General features: G+C 57.8%; 17 protein-coding genes. 11 read left to right on the top strand and 6 right to left on the bottom strand.

Annotated features, from left to right (window positions below; all coding sequences use genetic code 11):
* Window positions 1–161: 161 nt before the first annotated feature.
* Together SH410x_RS04350 and SH410x_RS04345 are read left to right on the top strand one after the other, a co-directional pair.
* A complete protein-coding gene (locus SH410x_RS04350) occupies window positions 162–1,457 on the top strand; it encodes an efflux RND transporter periplasmic adaptor subunit (protein WP_473674961.1) in 1,296 nt (431 codons plus the stop codon).
* Between the two features lie 6 nt (window positions 1,458–1,463).
* The gene (locus tag SH410x_RS04345; protein WP_473674959.1) at window positions 1,464–4,856 is read left to right on the top strand and encodes an efflux RND transporter permease subunit; all 3,393 of its coding nucleotides are present in this window, start codon (window positions 1,464–1,466) and stop codon (window positions 4,854–4,856) included.
* Between the two features lie 191 nt (window positions 4,857–5,047).
* On the opposite strand, the gene SH410x_RS04340 is transcribed toward SH410x_RS04345, so the two are convergent.
* Window positions 5,048–5,383 (bottom strand): tetratricopeptide repeat protein, encoded by a 336-nt coding sequence (locus tag SH410x_RS04340; RefSeq protein WP_473674958.1) that lies wholly within the window; start codon window positions 5,381–5,383, stop codon window positions 5,048–5,050.
* Window positions 5,384–5,537: 154 nt separating this feature from the next.
* Window positions 5,538–8,228, bottom strand: a complete 2,691-nt coding sequence (gene ppdK / locus SH410x_RS04335; protein ID WP_473674956.1) for a pyruvate, phosphate dikinase — start codon at window positions 8,226–8,228, stop codon at window positions 5,538–5,540.
* 322 nt (window positions 8,229–8,550) lie between these two features.
* On the opposite strand from ppdK, the gene SH410x_RS04330 reads away from it, so the two are divergent.
* A complete protein-coding gene (locus tag SH410x_RS04330; protein WP_473674954.1) occupies window positions 8,551–10,605 on the top strand; it encodes a sensor histidine kinase in 2,055 nt (684 codons plus the stop codon).
* Here the strand turns inward: SH410x_RS04330 and SH410x_RS04325 are convergent.
* Window positions 10,602–10,763: a hypothetical protein gene (locus SH410x_RS04325; protein WP_473674953.1), complete on the bottom strand. Its 162-nt coding sequence runs from the start codon at window positions 10,761–10,763 to the stop codon at window positions 10,602–10,604. The two genes, SH410x_RS04330 and SH410x_RS04325, sit on opposite strands and share 4 nt — an antisense overlap.
* A gap of 88 nt (window positions 10,764–10,851) precedes the next feature.
* Here SH410x_RS04325 and SH410x_RS04320 point away from each other — a divergent pair, with 88 nt between their 5' ends.
* From SH410x_RS04320 to SH410x_RS04285, 8 genes are all read left to right on the top strand, one after another.
* Window positions 10,852–12,198, top strand: coding sequence for a sigma-54-dependent transcriptional regulator (locus tag SH410x_RS04320; RefSeq protein ID WP_473677239.1), 1,347 nt, complete (start codon window positions 10,852–10,854; stop codon window positions 12,196–12,198).
* 221 nt (window positions 12,199–12,419) lie between these two features.
* A complete protein-coding gene (gene ribD, locus SH410x_RS04315; protein WP_473674951.1) occupies window positions 12,420–13,550 on the top strand; it encodes a bifunctional diaminohydroxyphosphoribosylaminopyrimidine deaminase/5-amino-6-(5-phosphoribosylamino)uracil reductase RibD in 1,131 nt (376 codons plus the stop codon).
* A gap of 147 nt (window positions 13,551–13,697) precedes the next feature.
* The gene (locus SH410x_RS04310; protein ID WP_473674949.1) at window positions 13,698–14,564 is read left to right on the top strand and encodes a carboxylesterase family protein; all 867 of its coding nucleotides are present in this window, start codon (window positions 13,698–13,700) and stop codon (window positions 14,562–14,564) included.
* Window positions 14,565–14,811: 247 nt separating this feature from the next.
* Window positions 14,812–15,531 (top strand): 6-phosphogluconolactonase, encoded by a 720-nt coding sequence (gene pgl / locus SH410x_RS04305; RefSeq protein WP_473674947.1) that lies wholly within the window; start codon window positions 14,812–14,814, stop codon window positions 15,529–15,531.
* A gap of 138 nt (window positions 15,532–15,669) precedes the next feature.
* Window positions 15,670–15,963, top strand: coding sequence for a hypothetical protein (locus SH410x_RS04300; RefSeq protein WP_473674945.1), 294 nt, complete (start codon window positions 15,670–15,672; stop codon window positions 15,961–15,963).
* Between the two features lie 10 nt (window positions 15,964–15,973).
* Window positions 15,974–16,165 (top strand): DUF542 domain-containing protein, encoded by a 192-nt coding sequence (locus SH410x_RS04295; protein WP_473674943.1) that lies wholly within the window; start codon window positions 15,974–15,976, stop codon window positions 16,163–16,165.
* Between the two features lie 201 nt (window positions 16,166–16,366).
* Entirely contained in the window at window positions 16,367–17,113 is a 747-nt protein-coding gene (locus SH410x_RS04290) for a DUF542 domain-containing protein (RefSeq protein ID WP_473674941.1), read from the top strand.
* 17 nt (window positions 17,114–17,130) lie between these two features.
* Window positions 17,131–17,469, top strand: a complete 339-nt coding sequence (locus SH410x_RS04285; protein WP_473674939.1) for a cupin domain-containing protein — start codon at window positions 17,131–17,133, stop codon at window positions 17,467–17,469.
* Between the two features lie 96 nt (window positions 17,470–17,565).
* Here SH410x_RS04285 and SH410x_RS04280 read toward each other — a convergent pair whose 3' ends face one another.
* The 3 genes from SH410x_RS04280 to SH410x_RS04270 form a co-directional block, all read right to left on the bottom strand.
* On the bottom strand, window positions 17,566–18,237 hold the full coding sequence (locus SH410x_RS04280; RefSeq protein WP_473674937.1) for a hypothetical protein: 672 nt from the start codon (window positions 18,235–18,237) through the stop codon (window positions 17,566–17,568).
* Window positions 18,238–18,314: 77 nt separating this feature from the next.
* Window positions 18,315–18,755, bottom strand: a complete 441-nt coding sequence (locus tag SH410x_RS04275; RefSeq protein ID WP_473674935.1) for a molybdenum cofactor biosynthesis protein MoaE — start codon at window positions 18,753–18,755, stop codon at window positions 18,315–18,317.
* Window position 18,756: 1 nt separating this feature from the next.
* Entirely contained in the window at window positions 18,757–19,041 is a 285-nt protein-coding gene (locus SH410x_RS04270; protein ID WP_473674933.1) for a MoaD/ThiS family protein, read from the bottom strand.
* Window position 19,042: the final 1 nt, after the last annotated feature.

The following is a 19,042-nucleotide window of genomic DNA, read 5'->3' as shown; positions in this document are numbered from 1 at the left end:
CCGATTCGAATATAGTCCTTTTTGGCCCCGGTTGATCCACAATTTCGCATTGCTGAGTAATCGCCCCGCTTTAAAAGCGTTCCCGAGTGCCCGCAGGCCGGTCGCACTTGAGAGAATGCCCCTGCGGTTCTTTAAAATGATTGCCAACGATTGCGAATTCCATGTTACGAAATGCACGACGCAAGACACGCCTGAATCAGAAATCCCTGATCACCCTGATGTCCGCCAGCCTCACGATGTTCCTGCTCGGAGGATTGGCTAGCTACTGGGTGGTTGAGCAGTTTCGCCCCGCTACTGATGGGGCGTCCGCGGGTGGGCCAGCGGCGAAGGGGAAACCTGCGGGTCCGCAGGCGCAGCTCGTCCGGGTCGGGACCGTCCAACGCCAACCGATTGTGCCCGTGAAGACCTTGGTCGGTGACCTCGTCGCCGTTCGCAGCGCCACGATTGCCACCGAAGTGGCGGGAAAGCTGGTCGAACTGCCCGTCGATGAGGGCAGCCAAGTCATCGACGGCAAAACAATGCTGGCTCGCATCGATGACACATGGACCAACTTGGCGGTGGACAAAATCATCACTCAAATTGCCGAAAAGAAGGCCACGCTGAACTTTGAGCGAGCGGAGCTGAAACGCTTCAAAGAATTAGTCGAGCAAAGGGCGGTGTCGCTCAGTGAAGCCGAACAGAAATTCTCACTGATTGAGGAGACCGAAGCGAGCCTGGCACAACTAAACGTTTTGCTTAGGGAAGCCAACGAACGGACCTCACGGCTGTCCATCTTCGCACCATTTAATGGCAGCGTGGTGGCCAAACATGCCGAGATCGGTGAATACTTGTCCGTCGGAACGCCGATTGTCGAGGTGGTCTCGAACGGTCGTATCGATGCCCGAATCATGGTGCCCGAAGAGTCCTTGCCACTGCTGCGAATCGGCGACTCGATCGACCTGGTCGTCGATAGTTTGTCGCTCGAGCTCAATGGGAAGATCTTCTCGATCAACTCGCAAGGAGCCGTCGGCAGCCGCACATTCCCAGTGCGAATTGAGCTCGATGACCAAGGCGGCCGATTGCTTCCTGGGATGGGTGTGTCGGTATTTGTTCCCGTCATGGAGGCGTCGACGGAACTGGTCGTACCTCGCGACGCTGTGTTAATCGAACCGGATGAATCAACGATCTGGATCCTGCAGCCCCGCGATGGGAGCGTTTCCGAACAAGGGAAAACGACGCAGTGGGTCGCCCAGCCCGTCCCCGTTCAAGTGCTGTCGCACACCCGTGACTCGTATGCCATTGCATGTGAGCGCCAGGTGGATATCGAACGCCTGAGCCCCGGCGTGCAAGTCGTCATCGAAGGTCTGGAGAGATTGGTCCCCGGAGCCCCCGTTCGCATCGACTCGGATATTTCGTCACTCACCCCGGTACCGGGGACGTATCGCACAGGCCAGCAAATTGTGGAGCGAAACCGGTAGCGCATTATGAATATCATCCAATTCTCGATCGAGAACCCTGTTAAGACCGCCGTCGGCGTGATCTTAGTGCTGCTGTTTGGTGTCATCGCGCTAGCGAGGATCCCTGTTCAGCTGACTCCCGACGTGGACCGTCCCGTCATCACCATTCGCACCAACTGGAGCGGACGCAGCCCGGAGGAGATCGAGAAGTCGATCATCATCGAGCAGGAAGAAAAGCTGAAGTCCGTTCAAGGGCTCTGGAAAATGACATCGGTCGCCAGCCTCGGCGGCGCCCAGATCACGCTGGAGTTCAACGTGGGGGCGTCCCCGGAGCGGATCCTGCAAGAGGTTTCCAACAAGATCGATGAAGTTCCTGAGTATCCCGAAGATGTCGACCGTCCCATCATTGACGTTGCCGACACTGCCGGCGATGACGCGATTGCCTATTTACTTCTACAGGCGGACGATCCCGATTTCGAGGTCGCAACGTTTTATGACTACGCCGATCGCTTCCTCACGCCGAGCCTAGAGCGCATCGATGGGGTTGCTGAGATCGATATCAAAGGGGGCCGGACGCACCAGGTTCAGGTGCGATTCGACCCGAAAGCGTTGGCTCGGCGTGGGATCACCATTTCCGAACTGAATTCCGCGCTCCGTCTCGACAACGTCAATGCCTCAGCGGGCGATCTGGCAAACAGTCGTCAAGACGTGCGGTTTCGCGTCCTCGGGCAATACGATTCACTCGAACCGCTTCGCGACACCATCATCAAATACGATGAAGAGGGCAGCCCAGTGCGGGTCGCCGATGTTGCCAACGTCGAACTTGCGCTGGAAAAAACGATCCACTTTGATCAGTGCAAAGGGAAAACGTCCATGACGATTTTCGTCAAACGCAAAACCGGCAGCAATGTGCTGGAGATCATCGAGCAGGTTAAATTAGTTGTCGCTCAAATGAACGCCGAAGGCGGCGTATTGCGGACGTTCAAGGATGATCGATACGGTCTGCGTCTGCGGATGGCATTCGATGATTCGGATTACATCTACAGCGCGATCAGCTTGGTGAAAGAAAACCTATGGATCGGTAGCGGTCTGGCGACGTTGGTATTGCTGCTGTTTTTGCGCAGCGTGCGTTCGACATTGATCATCGCGGTCTCCATCCCGATCTCTGTCATCGGGACATTTGTGGTGATGTGGTTCGCCGATCGCAACCTGAATGTGATCTCGTTAGCCGGGCTCAGTTTCGCAGTCGGCATGGTGGTCGATAATGCGATCGTAGTGCTGGAAAACATTGATCGGCACCTGCAACTGGGGGCCAGTCCCCGGCGGGCCGCCTATGATGGGACACGCGAAGTCTGGGGGGCGATCCTGGCATCAACCCTGACCACGATCGCAGTCTTCGCTCCGGTTCTGACCGTGCAAGACGAAGCCGGGCAGTTGTTCTATGACTTGATTCTGGCCATTTGTGCCGCCGTGGCACTCTCGTTCATTGTCTCGATCACCGTCATCCCGACCGCTGCCTCACTCTTTCTACGACAGACGTCACCGGCAAGCGTTGAACGCCACCAGAGGGCTCCTCAAGGTGAAATGGCCGATCAGCCGACAAGCGACTTCGGCGCCGGCGGGCCGAGGGGCATCGCGGGTCTATTTGGCTTGGTCCGCTTTTTTGGATGGCTCAGTGATGGTTGGGCATCGCTCATTTATCTGTTGACGTACCGCAGTCTCTCGAGCGCATGGCTGCGGATCATGTTAATCACCATCACCATGATGGCGTCGATTCTCATCAGCCTGATGCTCATGCCACCGGCCAGCTATCTCCCCAACGGCACCAAGAACTTCACCTTCTGCCGCATGTCGACGCCAGCAGGCTATTCGGTGATGGAGAATTTCTATGTGGGACAACGCATCGAGCAAGAACTCAAGCCTTTTTGGAGTGCGGCAAATTCGGCGGAAGCATCCCAGCATGGTCCGGTCGTCGACCAGCGGACGGGAAAGGAATATCACAACATCCCCGCGTTAAAGGAATTCTTCTTCGTGGTTGCCCGCGGGAGCGTATTCATGATCGGGATCAGCCAGGATCCTAATAACGTCGAACCGATTGCCTCGGTATTCAACAAGTCCTTTGGTGTGATTCCAGCGAGCAAGGGAGTCACATCGCAGGCCTCCATTTTCGGCCGGGGCGCGGGCAGCTCCAATGCGGTGGATATCGAAGTCAGCGGGAACGATTTGGTCCGACTAAAATTAGCCGCTACCTATCTTGAAAAACGACTTCAAGAAGCGTTTTCCAAGTTCTCCGTGCGATCGTCACCCGACAACTTTAACGAGGCCGGCCCCGAACGGCAGTTGCAAATCAAGCAAGCCGTTGCCAAACGATTGAATATCAACGTCAGTGATCTGGCGATGACGGCGCGCTCCATGATTGACGGTTCATTCGTTGGTGACTTCGATTTTCAGGGCGACAATATCGACCTGATTCTGGTCCGAGACCCCGCTACTGATATCTCCCCCGAGGAGATCGAGGATCTCCCCATTGCCGTGCGGGAAGCCAATGGCCAAGTCGCCATGGTACCGCTCGGCCAGATCGCAGATTTTGTTCCTACGGAGGCATCACAACAAATCCGTCGGGTCGAACAGCAGCGAGCGATCGCGTTGACGGTCACGCCACCCAATAACGTGGCGCTCGAGCAAGCTCAATCGACGATCTTGGAGATTGTCGCTCAGGCACGCGCCGAAGGTAACTTGAGCAATGACATCTTTGTTTCGCTCTCAGGTAACGCTGACCGGCTCTCCGAGGTGCAAGCGTCTTTGATGGGACGTTGGACGGGTTGGAACTGGGAGTCGATCGGCAGCGTCTCGCTCAGTCGATTTTTCTTGGCACTCGTGATTACCTATCTCTTGATGACCGCGTTATTCGAGAACTTCCTCTATCCACTCGTCATCATGTTTACCGTTCCCCTGGCGATTGTGGGAGGGTTCGTCGGGCTGTGGTTCGTACGTGCAAATGATCCGACGCAGCAACTCGACGTGCTCACGATGCTGGGTTTTGTGATTCTCGTTGGCGTTGTCGTCAATAACGCAATTCTGATCGTGCACCAAGCGTTGAACTACATGCGTGGTTACGCAGGTGGGGCCGAAGGCGCGATCGAACCGATGCCATACCGGGAGGCGATTCGTGCATCGGTGCGAAGTCGAATGCGACCAATTTTCATGACCACCTGCACGAGCGTGTTCGGCATGCTGCCGCTGGTCATCGCCCCGGGTTCAGGCAGTGAACTCTATCGGGGTCTCGGATCGATTGTTGTCGGTGGCTTGGTATTCTCAACCATCTTCACACTGCTGGTGATCCCACTCCTGTTCAGCCTGGCACTCGACGCGTCGGCATGGTTTCGCCAGTTATGGCACCCGCAGGAAACGGCGGCTTGAATAGAAACGCGAACGCTCCGCGGCCGATCATTCCGGCTGCGGAGCGTTTAGCCACTTTCACTACTTGTCCGGTCGCAGCGTGCTGGCCGGGCGTTGACTTTTTGAGCCGAGCCGGGTCAGCCGCGTTTTCCGATGCCTGACGGCATTCGGCTGACCATCGCTGGTCCAACGGCGTCAAAATCAACAGCCCGTTAGCGGGCGTTGAGCTGCTGGGCACGTGCCATCGCGTCTTCGGCTTTGCGAATGTAGTCCTGGTTCTGCGTCCCCGCCCACGCGCGTTGGTAGGTGACGCTCATGGCGGTGAAGTTGAAAGCATCTTCGGGCTCGAGTTCGCAGACGCGTTCGCCGTGCTGAATCGCCAGATCGTGCTGTTCGGTCTTCGTGTACGCCCGTGATAGGGCGAGGTGTGCCAGCACGAACGTGTCGTCTTCGGCCGCAATCGCCTCAAGCGCCGGGATCGCTTCGTCGTACTTTTCGGCGTCGATCAGCTTTTCAACTTCGCTGTACTTGGCGTGAATATCTGACATGGTTCGGGGCTTTGAGAGTGGTTCGGGCAAGTATCCGTAGCTTGGGACCATTGTCCCGAGCGAGCACATCGATCTCGGACGGGAGCAAGGGTCCCATCCTACGAACGAAGCCTGGGGCTCACACCCCAGGCTTTGATCTATCGTCGTTTAGCGACTATTTCTGTTGCTCAAGGGCAGCTTGGGCGGCGGCCAACCGAGCGATTGGCACGCGGAATGGGCTGCACGAGACGTAGTCCAATCCGACTTTATTGCAGAATCCAATCGATGCAGGATCGCCACCGTGCTCGCCACAGATACCGATCTTCAGCTTGGTTTTCTCGCTGCGACCCTTGGTGACGCCCATTTCGACGAGTTGTCCCACGCCTGCTTGATCAAGCGATTGGAACGGGTCGACGGGCAGGATCTTGGAATTGAGATAGTCGGGCAGGAATCCGCCGATATCGTCGCGGCTGTAACCAAACGTCATTTGCGTCAAGTCATTGGTACCGAAGCTGAAGAAGTCTGCATACTCAGCGACTTCATCGGCGGTCAAGCAGGCCCGTGGGATCTCGATCATGGTACCGATCAAGATATGCAGTTCGCCTTCGAACTTCTTGGCGGTCTTGGTCTTTTCGATCGTCATCTCGACCTGCTCACGCAGGATGCGAAGTTCGGCAGCGGTGCCGACCAATGGGATCATGATTTCGACTTGAGCGTCGATATTCTTTTTCGAACAATTGATCGCGGCTTCGACGATCGCTTGCACCTGCATCTCGAGAATTTCGGGATAGGTGATGCTGAGCCGGCAACCGCGGTGACCGAGCATCGGGTTGGATTCGTGCAGCACGTCACTGCGTTTCTTGATTTCGGCTGGCTTGACGCCGAGTTCTTCTGCCATTTGCTTTTGGCTCGCCGCCTCGTGAGGCAGGAACTCGTGCAGTGGCGGATCGAGCAAGCGAACGGTGACGGGCAAGCTCGCCATGGCTTTGAAAATGCCTTCGAAATCCTTGCGTTGGAACGGCAGCAACTTCTTCAAGGCAGCGCGACGATCGTCTTCCGTGTGGGCGAGAATCATCGAACGCATGTGGATGATACGATCCGCTTCGAAGAACATGTGCTCGGTGCGGCACAGGCCGATGCCTTCGGCACCGAAGTCGCGGGCGCGTTTGCTGTCCGCAGGAGAATCCGCATTGGTGCGAATCTTCAGCGTGCGATACTTGTCCGCCCACTCCATCAACTGGGCAAAGTCACCGGAGAGCTTCGGTTCTTGCGTTTCCACTTCACCGGCCATGACGTCACCGGTCGCACCATCGAGGCTGATCGTGTCCTTGGCACCGAAAGTACGGGATTGGCCTTCGGCGTTGACCACCGTGATCTTCTTGGCCTTTTCGTTGATCGAAACGTCGCTGGCACCGGCGACACAACACTTACCCCAACCGCGAGCAACAACAGCCGCGTGGCTGGTCGCACCACCGGTACTGGTGAGAATCCCGTCGGCGGCGGACATACCCTCGACGTCTTCCGGGCTGGTTTCGCGACGGACGAGAATCACCTTTTCGCCGGCTTCGTGACGCTCACGAGCTTCTTGAGCGGTGAAGGCGAGTTTCCCAACGGCAGCACCTGGCGAAGCGTTGAGACCGCGGCAGAGCAGGTCGGCAGCGTTGCGAGCAGTGGGCTTGAAGGACGGCAACAGGCAGTGTGTCAGGTCCGAGGCGGGCACTCGCATGACCGCTTCCTTTTCGGTGATCAAGCCTTCCTTGACCATATCGCAGGCGATCTTGACGGCGGCGATGCCGTTGCGTTTACCGGTCCGGGTTTGCAGCATGAACAGCTTGCCCTTCTCGATGGTGAACTCGATGTCCTGCATTTCCTGGTAGTGATCTTCGAGCTTCTTCTTGATCTCCATCAATTCCTTGTGAGCCGCTTTATCCCACTTGCCCATTTCGGCAACGGGTTGTGGGGTGCGGATCCCGGCGACAACGTCTTCGCCTTGGGCGTTGATCAGGAATTCACCGTAAAACTTGTTTTGACCGGTGTTCGGGTCACGGGTGAAGCCCACACCGGTTCCCGAGTCGTCACCCATGTTGCCGTACACCATCGCTTGCACGTTCACGGCGGTACCGATCAGGTTGGCGATCAGTGTGTTGCCCTTGGCGGCTTCGATCCGGCGATAGGAAATCGCGCGGTCGGCGTTCCAGGATCCGAACACAGCCTCGATGGCCAATTGGAGTTGTTTGATCGGATCTTGTGGGAAATCTTCGCCGGCTTGCTTCTTGTAGACGGCCTTGTAGGCGTCACAAAGTTCCCGCAGACCTTCGGCGGGGACGTCGGTGTCCTCGGTGACCTTGTATTTTTTCTTGACCTTGTCGAAGGCTTCTTCAAAACTGTGGTGGGACAATCCCATCACCACGTCGCCGTACATGTTGATCAGGCGACGATACGCGTCGAAAGCAAACCGTTCGTTCTTGGTGGCCTTCGCCAGCCCTTCGGTGGCGGTATCGTTGAGTCCGAGGTTGAGAATCGTATTCATCATGCCCGGCATCGAAACGGCAGCACCGCTACGCACGCTGACGAGCAGCGGGTTGTCATTGTCGCCGAACTTCTTGCCGAGCTCGTCTTCGAGTTCTGCGACCGCCGCATTGACTTCGTCCATCAAGCCGGTGGGCAATTGCTTGCCGTGGGTGTAGTAGTCACCACAGACTTCGGTGGTGATTGTGAATCCGGGAGGCACAGGCAGCCCGATGGAGGTCATTTCAGCGAGATTGAGTCCTTTGCCGCCCAGGAGGGCTTTGGGGTGACCCTTGCCTTCGGTTTTCTTTTTGCCGAAGTAATAAACCATTTTGGCTGCGTCAGATTTCTTTGCCATCGTCGCTAACTGTCCCTATGGGGGTTTTTGGATCCAAACCGGCCCAAACCATCAGATCAGAAGCATCTGGCCGCCTCGGGGCGCGCCAATCGCGATTGGTTTAGTACCGTCAATGAGCGGGAAAGGGTATTTGCAGAATGCGATTTGGTCAATCGTGTGGCGAGGTTTCAGCGTCAAAATGCGTGTATTTCAGCCATTTCCCCTGATCGAACCACCCTTTTTCGGCACCATTTCGATCTTGATATCGCATCCACTCCCCGATACGCTCCTCGAGCCGTTACATGGATGTTTCACGCGAGTCATGGGCCTGGGAGGCCGACCGATGCGCAATTCCCGAGATTTTGGGCGTTCCCTGAAACGCCTTTTTTTCAAGGATGACTCCAGGAAAAAAGCCTGGGCATTTCGATTTGGACGCTCGGTTGCGAGTCCTGACGAACAGGCGACAGCGGTTCCGAACGCCGCTCCCGGAGGGCCTAACGCGGACTTCACCCGTTCCCAGACTTCACGACTGAGCGAGTGGGAGTCCTTCGAAAACGGTACCGTCGACCTCGATTGCCCCGACAGCCGCGGGGCCTCCGATTCCGGGATTTGGAAGCGGGGCACACCCGTCACCGGTTTACTGCAACGCCATTCGATCCGATCAAAATTACTCTTTGGCGTCATCACGCTAACGCTCACGATCGTGTCGCTGACGCTCGTCGGGCTGGTCGGCTTCTATCGATACCGGGCTCTTGCCGACGCGATCAGCACGCGTGCCAGAGAACTGCCGATGGCGACGGACTTGATCGAGTGGGCGACGGCGGCTCGTGATAGCAATACACGAATTTGTTTGATGAAGTCACACGAGGGCATGATCGACTCTTTTGGGTCCTCGGAGTCCTCCATGTTCGCCGAAAGCAAGCTGCAACTCGAACGAGCACATTTTGACCACGTCCTGTTCGAGCTGACGATGGCGCTCGATCGCTATGCCGATGCCATCGGGCTGGACGGTCCGCTGGACAAACGCCAGACGCCCGAGCAGACAGTTCCGATCGGAACAGGCGACCTCGCCGCCACGCTCATCGACACCCAAGTACAGCGTGCGTCGGTGGTGGAGATTGCATGCACGATTCAGCAAGTGAACCGCATGCGGCAGGATCCACGGTCGCTTGTCGTCTATACCCAGGAGGGCTGCAACGACCTGTCGGCAAAACTCGATGAACTCGTCACCGAAACGCAGGATCACCTGGCGCTGATCCACAGCCAAATGGCGAGTTTCAGCAATCACGTCAAACTGCAACACCGGGCCGGGATTGCGGGCGCCTGGATCGCTCTGGGCTTTGCCGCTTTGATCACATTGGCGATGGTTTGGTACTTTCAAATGATGGTGATCGGGCCGTTCAGCAATCTCGTGATGGGAGCCCGCTTGGTCGCCCGCGGAGAATACCGTCACCGCATCGAAATGGGCAGCGATGATGAGATTGGCGAACTCGGCGAGATTCTCAACGAGGTGACCGCTCGGTTTCAAAACAGCCTCCTGCACATTCAGAAAATCTGCCGCGAGAAAGACGAGGAGGTCAAAATCCGATCTCGCGAGGTCATTCGCAACGAACAACTCGCGGGCATCGGTTTTCTCGCGGCCGGCTTCGCTCACGAAATCAACAACCCCATGGCCGCGATTGCGTGGAGCGCCGAATCTCTCGAATCCCGGGTTACCGACCTGATCATGCTCCCCGACCAGGAGCGGATCGTGGACGAGGAACTGATGGAGACGCTCCAGGAAAACCTGCAACGGATCCAAGGCGAAGCGTATCGGTGTAAGTCGATCACCGAACGCATGCTGAGCTTCAGCCGCGTGGGACATGTCGAGCGAGAGAGCGTCGACGTGAATCCGCTGGTCCACGACGTCGTCGAGATGATCGGCACGCTCGGCCAATACAAATGCAAACAGATTCACGTCGATGCTGTCGAACCCGTCGCCGCCTATGCAAACTCACAGGAAATTCGCCAAGTCATCCTGAACCTGGCTACCAACGCAATGGAAAGTGTCGATGGCGAGGGACGTGTCGACATCATCCTCCGCAACGACGGCGACTTTGCCAGCATCCGAGTTCGCGACAGCGGCTGTGGGATGACTGCCGAGGTCATGCAGCACTTGTTCGAACCGTTCTACACGCGTCGCCGCGACGGCAGTGGCACCGGGCTGGGGTTGAGCATCTCCTACCGCATCGTATCCCAACACGGTGGGCAACTGATCCCACGCAGCAAAGGCGAGGGACTCGGGTCGGAAGTCGAGTTGCGGCTGCCGATCCGCAACACCATCGGTCGTGATCGCGCATCCCAACAAAACCATGATGCGGTGAGGCACTGGCAAGATGCCGAACCCCAAGCCGCCTAGACGATCGACATGCAAACTTGCCGAGCGGCAGCGACCAACCGTTTGGGGTGACCGCCCAGAAAAAGCCAGCAATCAAATGATGTCGCCACGGTCGTCAGACGGTGGCGACCGTCACAGCCAAAATCAAAACCCTCGCTCTGGTGAGCGTAGCTCCCCATCTCAAACCCCTCTTATCATCCCATGACTGACAAGCGAAAACCGACCGCCAAAGAAAGTGCCGCTGCCGCTGAGAAGGCACAGTCAAGAATGCACATCCTGTTCGCCGACGACGAGAAGCCACTCCAAGAATTGATGCGGAAAGAACTGCCGCGGATGGGGTACCGTGTGACCGTTTGCCCGGATGGCGTGACCGCTGTGGAAACGATCAAACGCGAACGCATTGATTGCCTACTCGTCGATCTGAACATGCCGGGGTTCAACGGCATCGAAGTGATCGCACAGGCGCGTGAGATTCGCCCCGAGATCGAGGCGATCATCATGACCGCCAACCCCTCGACCGAAACGGCAATCGACGCGATCAAGCACGGCACGTTCGACTACCTCACGAAACCGACTCGACTCGCCGATATCGCCACCCTGCTCGGACGCGTCAGCGAACGACGCGAGGGCAAACGGTTGCTCTCGGCACTCATGCACCGACTGCAACGGGCCGAAGGACAGAGCGACTTGATCGGCGGCCACTCCTCCATGGAATCCGTCCGCAAGTTAATTACACGGGTCGCCCCGACCGACTCCACCGTGCTGATCCGGGGCGAGACCGGTTGTGGGAAGGAACTGGTTGCTCGCGCGATCCATAGCCAGAGCCTACGCGCCGAAAAACCCTTTGTCGCGGTCAACTGCGGTGCCCTGCCGGAAAACCTGATCGAAAGCGAACTGTTCGGCCACATCAAAGGCGCGTTCACCGGCGCTGACACGACACGCGTGGGACTATTTGAAGTCGCCAATGGCGGAACCCTGTTCCTCGATGAAATCGGGGAACTGCCACTCGCGGTCCAAGCCAAGTTACTGCGTGTGCTCGAAACGGGCGACATCCGCCGACTCGGCGACAACGAGAGCCTGCATGTCGATGTGCGAATTGTCTGCGCCACTCACCGCGACCTGGACAAGATGGTCAGCGAACAAACGTTCCGCGAAGACCTGATGTTTCGCATCAATACCTTCGAACTGCAGGTGCCCCCCCTACGCCAGCGGATCGAAGACCTCGTCACGCTAGCGTCACACCTGCTGCGGCGGCATCGCCGCGACGGTGCTGATGAACAACTATTCACACCCGAAGCGATCGCCGAACTGCAAGCCCACCAGTGGCCGGGCAACGTCCGCGAGCTCGCCAATGTGATTGAACACGCCTCGGTACTGTGTGATGCGTTACCGATTGGTGTGGAGCATCTACCCGCTCAGTTTTCGCACCGAAAACTCCGCGATGATCTGGTCGGGACAGCCCCCATGTCGCTGAAGGAACTCGAGCAACTCGCGATCGACCGCAGCATGAAGCGGCACGATGGGAATAAAAAAGCAGTGGCGGAGGAACTCGGGGTCAGCCTAAAAACACTCTACAATCGCCTGAACGTTAACGCCGAGGCCGAAGCGGCGTAGCCACTCGTTGCCAGACCAGCGGAACCGTGGAGCAAAGACGCGTAATCGCTATCGCCCCACCAGCCAACGCGGTGAAGCCTTTTCAAAATGTAGGATGGGCCCCCTGTCCTGTCCGAATTTCCTTCGCCCGAGAAGCGCGATCATTTGCTCGCTCGGGACAATAATCCCCAGCTACCGCATGCCGAAGCCTCCTTGCGTTGGCCACTCACCCCACACCGATCATGACCACTCCATCGCCTGACGAAACCTACATGACCGAGGCGATTGAATTGGCTTGGGGCGGTCTCGGCCGGGTCGAACCCAATCCCATGGTCGGCTGCGTGCTCGTCCGAGAGGGCCAAATCATTGGTCGCGGCTACCATGAGAAATTCGGTGAAGCGCATGCGGAAGTCAACGCGTTATCGGACTGCGTGAGGCAGGGACACGATGCGCGCGGTGCGACCGCCTTCGTCACCCTCGAACCCTGCTGCCATCACGGCAAGACCCCGCCATGCGCCGACGCCCTGATCGCTGCCGGGATTGCCCGTGTCGTGATCGCCGTGGTCGACCCCTTCGATCAAGTTGCCGGCGGCGGTGTCGAGCGTCTGCGTGGTGCGGGGATTGGCGTCGTCACCGGCGTGGCTGCGGATGCAGCGACTGACCAGCTCGCCGCGTACCTGAAACGCTTGCGAACCGGTCGCCCCTGGGTGATTGCGAAGTGGGCGATGAGTATCGACGGACGGATCGCGACGGCCACCGGACAGAGCCAGTGGATCACGGGCGAAGCGGCCCGCCGCGAAGTCCATGCTCTGCGCGGTCGCGTCGATGGGATTGCTGTCGGGATGGGCACCGTCATCGCTGACGACCCGCTGTTGACCGCTCGCCCGAGCGGTCCACGCACACTCCATCGCATCGTCTTCGCGCAAACGCGAGTGCCCTCGCTCGATAGACAGCTCGTGCAAACGGCAGCAGAGACGCCTTTGTGGCTGATCGCGGGCCCGCAGGTGCGGGACGTGGACCTCGATCCACTGCACGGTTTTGGCGTGAAGGTCCTCCGCTGCGAGAACGCTGATCCGGTGGGGATGATCGATGAGGCGCTGCAGCGACTCGGCGGGAGCGACAATCCCGGCGGCGTGCCACTGACGAACGTGATGATTGAGGGCGGCAGCAGACTACTGGGCAGTTTCGCCGCAGCCAACCAGATCGACGAAGCCCACGTCTACCTTGGTGCCAAACTGATCGGTGGCCAGTCGGCACCCGGTCCCGTCGGCGATCCCGGGTTTTCGGAGCTACAGCGATCAACATCTCTCAAGCTTTGGCAACTCGACCGATTCGACAACGACGTGCGAATCATCTATCGAAAGACCTCGTAAGCCAAGCCTCGCCGTACCGCGACAGGACCGTGTCGAAAAAGGCGGTTCGGTAAATACGCGGCCCAGCCGTCGCGGCTATAATGCGTTGCTGCCGAGCACGTTCGATCGCCCGGCAACCGCTCGCAACTCTCACACATACGGCTCACCATGACTCTGAATCGTCTTCTCGCCTGTTCACTCCTGACCGCGACTGCTTCGCTCTTGGTGACGACTCAAACGATCGCAGAAGAACCCACTAACATGGATGCTAAATTCGATAAAGAAACTTACGTCAGTTCGGGCGGTGAGGAACTGAAGTACCGTATCTATGTCCCCGAAGCCGCCGATGACGAAGCCATGCTACCGCTGGTTTTATTCCTGCATGGCGCAGGTGAACGTGGCGATGACAACGAAGCCCAGCTGAAGCACGGCGCGACCGAGTTCCTTGCCAAGGGCCGTGACAAGCAGTTCCCAGCGATCATCATCGCCCCCCAGTGTCCTCGGGACATGAAATGGGTCGATGCCGATTGGTCCCAATCCGAGGGTGAGGGCACATTCATGTCCACACCATCCCCGACCATGAAACTGGTCTTTGAGCTGCTCGACGAGCTCATTGCCGGCGGCGATGTCGACCCATCTCGATTGTACGTTACCGGCCTTTCCATGGGCGGCTACGGAAGCTGGTATGCGGCCGCGGAATACCGCACACTGGCGAGCCGCGAAGCGGCGGACTCAGCCCCGGCCTCAGGCCGCGCTCCCACCAGCGGCTTTAGCGCCATGATCGCGATCTGCGGCGGCGGCGATTCGAGTTGGGCCGATCGTTACGACCCGGTCAGTGTATGGGCCGTCCACGGAGACGCGGACACCGCCGTCCCCGTCGTCCGCAGCCGAGCCATGATCGCGGCCTTGGTCAACGGCGGACACCCTGGCGAAATCCGCTACACCGAACGGGCGGGCGTCGGGCACGATTGCTGGACGCAAACCTACGCCGACGACGAAACCTACGCGTGGTTGTTCTCGCAAAAACGCGAATAGCCCACAGACAAAGAATCGCGGTTGAGCGACCTTGTTTGGCCCCTGGGCATGAATCACCGAAAACGTTTTGGGCAATGAGATCAGGCCGCTGCAGCCGGCGGCCTTTCGCGAACCTCATGCGGGGCCGATGACGGGCCCCCGCGTTCCCGACGTACACGCGTACCGATTTTGCGAACACTCCGCTATACTTGGCCCCTATTCGGGATGTGGACTCAACCGCTCTTTTTCATCGCTCTGACAAACCAAAATGGCCGTTTCAACTAAAATCCTTGCCGATCCAGCGTCACTTGCTGAGGCATTTGCCGCCGACTTCGCAGCTTGGGTGGATGCTCAACCGACCGATCCCATCACCGTGGCACTCTCCGGCGGCAGCACCCCCAAAAGGCTCTTCGAGCTGTGGGCCGACCAGTACGCAGGCAAAATTGACTGGTCACGCATTCAGTTTTTCTGGGGCGATGAACGATGCGTGCCGCCAGAGGATTCCGAGAGCAATTATGGCGTTGCCAAGGAGTTGCTGTTCGATCGAATCGCGATCCCAAGCGAAAACATTCACCGCGTTCGGGGCGAAGCACCTGCCGCGCAGGAGTGCAGTCGCTACGAGCAAGAGATCCAGCAGATCGTTCCAACCGATGGGGATGGAAATCCGCGATTCGATCTGATCATTCTCGGCATGGGGGACGACGGACACACCGCGTCGATCTTTCCCCATCAGAGCGAGTTTTTGAATTCCGATCGCGTCTGCGAAGTCGCCACGCATCCGCAATCGGGACAGCAACGCATCACGCTGACGGGACGTGTGCTCAACGCCGCTAAAAAAGTTTCCGTGCTCGTCAGCGGCGCCGGCAAAGCAGAGGTGCTGGCAGAGGTGATCGGCAGACAGGGGTCGTTTGCCGACTACCCGGTATCCCATGTCGATGGCGACGACGTTTGCTTTTACATCGATAACGCCGCGGCCGCAAAACTGTGAACACCTGCCCGCAAGTAAATTGGTGAATCCTCGTTGGCGAGCGGGCCGTGACGGGTTGGCGGACGCGGAGCGATGCCCACTCGTCTCAAGCACTCGTCATAAGCAAGCCTGCTCAATCCGTTCACGAAGGAATGTGCGATGTTGAAATTCCTGCTGGGCTTCATTCTAGGCGTGGTTCTAGTGTACACCGCGATGCACTTTCACCTCGTCCGAGGCCGCAATGGCGTGTTCTTGGTTTCGAAGGTGACGAGTGATCTGTCGGATGTCTATGTTGACATTCGCAGCTTCACCCTCGAGGACTGGAAAAAACACAAACCGCTCGCCGCCGCAATCATCAAGAGCGATCGCTCGGAATTGCTCGATGATGCAACCCTCAACAACTTTCGCGAAAACGTGCATGCCGTCGTCGATCGACTTTTCTCTACCGATTGAGCCTGATCCTATGCAATGCGATCTCGACACCAGCATCCCCGACTGGATCATCGAACACCCCGAAACAACCGTGGTGTTTGGCGAATTGGGCCTCGACATCAGCTGCGCCGGCAAATCGCTGGCGTACGTTTGCCATCAACACGGCCTCAGCCCCACGGCAGTACTGGAGCGATTGCAGGCTGCCATCACCCCTTCGGCCTGATCAAGTTGCTCACGGGTGCTCAGCTCAAAACCCCATCATTCGCCGTGCCAGTGAGCCGGTATCAACTCGCTCCCTTCACCGCAGCACTCGACAGACGATCTCTTGCCCTCCCTCCGCTGACCGCACATACTATACATCACGGTGAACATTTAGCACTGAATCCGGGAAGTCGCCAGCGAATCATTTCAGAGGAGATCAGTCATGTCTGAAGTCAACCTGAGTAGTAGCATCGGACAATGGGTTGCCGAACACCCCCAAACCGCCGACGTATTTGAAGCGTTCCAAATCAATTATTGCTGTCAGGGCGATCAATCGGTCGAAGAAGCGTGCTGGAAAAATGGGTTGGAGACATTGCTCGTCCACTCGCGGCTGCGACGCGTCATTGCGGGAATCCATGACGAGACCGTAGACGACTGGCTGCATGCACCCTTGACTGACCTGTGCCGCCATATTGAGCAGACGCATCACGCGCTGCTGAAAAGGGAACTGTCTCGATTAACCGATTTGATCGCCGAAGTGATTAGCTCTCAGCGAGATGCCCATCCGGAATTGGTCGACGTGCAACAATACTTCATTACGTTCCGAAGTGACTTGCTGGCATCGACGTCGCGGGAGGAGGAGGTCTTGTTCCCCGCCATCAGTCACCTTGAACAGTCAGGAACGCTGGCCCGTGAACGCATTCACGGGCTTAAAAAAACCATTCGCAGGATGGTGTTCGATCACCAGGATGTCGGCGATACCCTACGACACATCCGGCAGGCAGCGATGGACTACCGCGTGCCTGATGACGCGTGTCCGAGCCATCGCGAGATGCTCGAGTCGCTGCATCTTTTTGAAACCGACACGCATCACCATCTTCACAAAGAAAACTACATTTTGTTTCCGCGGGCAATTGCGTTGGAGGCGGAGTCAACGACTTCGCATCAAGCGTCCGAACCTGCCCACTAACCCCTCTGGAGAAAACGATGGCGATCCCTCATGCTCAGGCCGGCCAAATCATTGATATCCGGCCGCTGGCCGACAAGCTGCCCGAGACCAAAACTCACACGCTATTGAAAACCGAAAACGTAGAAGCGTTGCGACTGGTCTTGCCGGCTGGCAAGACGCTTGCCGAGCACAAGGCTCCGGGCGAAATCACGGTGCAGTGCCTGGAAGGCGAAGTCAAATTCACTTCCCCCAGTGGCACGCAAACGCTGCATCCGAGCGAACTGCTGTTCCTCAATGCCGGCGAACTCCACGCCGTTGAGGCCGTCCAGAACTCTTCCTTGTTAGTAACCATTCTGCTGCACAAGAAGAGCGTGTGAGCGACGGGAAATAGAGTCGTGAATCGCTCCGCCAATCCCAATTCCTGACCGGCGGAGCGGTCAGCGACTACCCTTCAACGACGATTCCCACTCGCGTTACTTCTTTTGACAGGAGATCACGGCATGGGTGAGTGCGGCGAGGGAGTCTTCATTGCCCGAGGCATCTTGGATGTGCATGGCCGAGACAACAAAGGTGGGAATGTTACCCACGTTCGCCATAACGACGCCCTCGATCGCAGCGCCGGAATTCGTCGTCGCGGAAAATCCAAACCGCAACGCCCGCCGTCCATTCCATTGCCCATGCTCGATGGGCGTCGCTTTTACGCTGGACCATCTCGCTTTCAGGGAATCGAGCATGCCTTTGAGAAAGGCTTGATCGCCCTGAACGTCTGAATTGGGTTTCGGCAATTCCATGACGGTGATCGCGGGAGGGATTTCCAGGTCGGTTTCCTGGGTCCACACAGCGACCTTGATGCCAGCTTTACCGAGCGCCTCGGTGCCCCCCAAATCCGCCCGCTCAAAACCTTTGGGAGGCTGAATCGAAAACCACTCCCCGTCCACACGCTCGGCGAGTTGAGCGGCGGCGGCACTGGACTCTACCGACCAGACAGGAAGCCTCTCCGTGGAATTGTCATCAGCCGAGGCAATGCCGGGTTGCAACGCGATCGCAACGCAGAGAACGAGCAGCCTGACGGAGCATACCCCAGTAGCTTTCGCGGAGCGAAAGACGACCTGTGCGTGCGATTGAACCATTTGAGACAGCGGCATGTGGAGACTCCGTAGTGTTTCGATAATCGAACTTGCAGATCGACACTTCGGCCGAAGCGTAGCAGAGTTCTGCTGGATTAGTGAACAGCGAATTTCCGAGGCACTTTCCAAATGGGAACATGGCGTTTCATCTCGTCAATGAACTCGTCGACACAGGCCATCGCTTCGCCGCGGTGCGCCGCGGCAACTTGCAGAACGAAGGAGCAATCGCCGTTGCCGACGAAGCCGAAACTATGCTCAACATCCATCGCGAGGACGCCATGTTTGAGCGCATGGCTGTGAGCAAGACGTCGCAGTTCGCGTGAGGTCATCGGTTCGTAGACCTGATACTCCAACCCGAGAATGGGTTCCGCATACGCCTTCTCGACCACCTCGCTACCACGCACACAACCCTGGAAGACCACCACCGCACCAGCCAGCGCGGCTGCACGAGATGACGAGGCAAATTCGGCGGGTGCGGCGATCGGCCCGTCCGTCAACCGAACCATCACAAGAGGAGCATGGGTGCCATCCTGCATATCAGCCTCCACTGATCAAGCCAACCAACGCGACTTCGTCACCAGACGCAATCGGACAATCCGGCGCGGCAAATTCATGATTGATCGCAATCCGGCTGACTCCGATCGAGGCCGCAAGATCGGGGTATGCATGGGTGATCTTGGTCATCAATTCGCTGGCCGTCATCGGAAATTGGACATCTGCAATATGCAGTCGATCGGTGCCCACGCGGTGCGCTTGGGGACCAAACACCAGCACCTGTAGATCGCCTGCAGGCGTGCTTGATCCTGTCGGTGAGGGCTGCATG

It is taken from the genome of Rhodopirellula sp. SH410 (assembly GCF_055811895.1).
The sequence above is the reverse complement of the archived record's forward strand: the minus strand, read 5'-3'. Positions and strand labels throughout refer to the sequence as shown.

Bases quoted from the DNA above. Each gene is read 5' to 3' on its own strand.
- ppdK (WP_473674956.1), bottom strand. From the start codon at position 8,228: ATGGCAAAGAAATCTGACGCAGCCAAAATGGTTTATTACTTCGGCAAA.
- pgl (WP_473674947.1), top strand. From the start codon at position 14,812: ATGGCCGTTTCAACTAAAATCCTTGCCGATCCAGCGTCACTTGCTGAG.
- ribD (WP_473674951.1), top strand. From the start codon at position 12,420: ATGACCACTCCATCGCCTGACGAAACCTACATGACCGAGGCGATTGAA.
- SH410x_RS04295 (WP_473674943.1), top strand. From the start codon at position 15,974: ATGCAATGCGATCTCGACACCAGCATCCCCGACTGGATCATCGAACAC.
- SH410x_RS04325 (WP_473674953.1), bottom strand. From the start codon at position 10,763: ATGGGGAGCTACGCTCACCAGAGCGAGGGTTTTGATTTTGGCTGTGAC.
- SH410x_RS04345 (WP_473674959.1), top strand. From the start codon at position 1,464: ATGAATATCATCCAATTCTCGATCGAGAACCCTGTTAAGACCGCCGTC.
- SH410x_RS04330 (WP_473674954.1), top strand. From the start codon at position 8,551: ATGCGCAATTCCCGAGATTTTGGGCGTTCCCTGAAACGCCTTTTTTTC.
- SH410x_RS04290 (WP_473674941.1), top strand. From the start codon at position 16,367: ATGTCTGAAGTCAACCTGAGTAGTAGCATCGGACAATGGGTTGCCGAA.
- SH410x_RS04300 (WP_473674945.1), top strand. From the start codon at position 15,670: ATGTTGAAATTCCTGCTGGGCTTCATTCTAGGCGTGGTTCTAGTGTAC.
- SH410x_RS04320 (WP_473677239.1), top strand. From the start codon at position 10,852: ATGCACATCCTGTTCGCCGACGACGAGAAGCCACTCCAAGAATTGATG.
- SH410x_RS04270 (WP_473674933.1), bottom strand. From the start codon at position 19,041: ATGCAGCCCTCACCGACAGGATCAAGCACGCCTGCAGGCGATCTACAG.
- SH410x_RS04280 (WP_473674937.1), bottom strand. From the start codon at position 18,237: ATGCCGCTGTCTCAAATGGTTCAATCGCACGCACAGGTCGTCTTTCGC.
- SH410x_RS04340 (WP_473674958.1), bottom strand. From the start codon at position 5,383: ATGTCAGATATTCACGCCAAGTACAGCGAAGTTGAAAAGCTGATCGAC.
- SH410x_RS04275 (WP_473674935.1), bottom strand. From the start codon at position 18,755: ATGCAGGATGGCACCCATGCTCCTCTTGTGATGGTTCGGTTGACGGAC.
- SH410x_RS04285 (WP_473674939.1), top strand. From the start codon at position 17,131: ATGGCGATCCCTCATGCTCAGGCCGGCCAAATCATTGATATCCGGCCG.
- SH410x_RS04350 (WP_473674961.1), top strand. From the start codon at position 162: ATGTTACGAAATGCACGACGCAAGACACGCCTGAATCAGAAATCCCTG.
- SH410x_RS04310 (WP_473674949.1), top strand. From the start codon at position 13,698: ATGACTCTGAATCGTCTTCTCGCCTGTTCACTCCTGACCGCGACTGCT.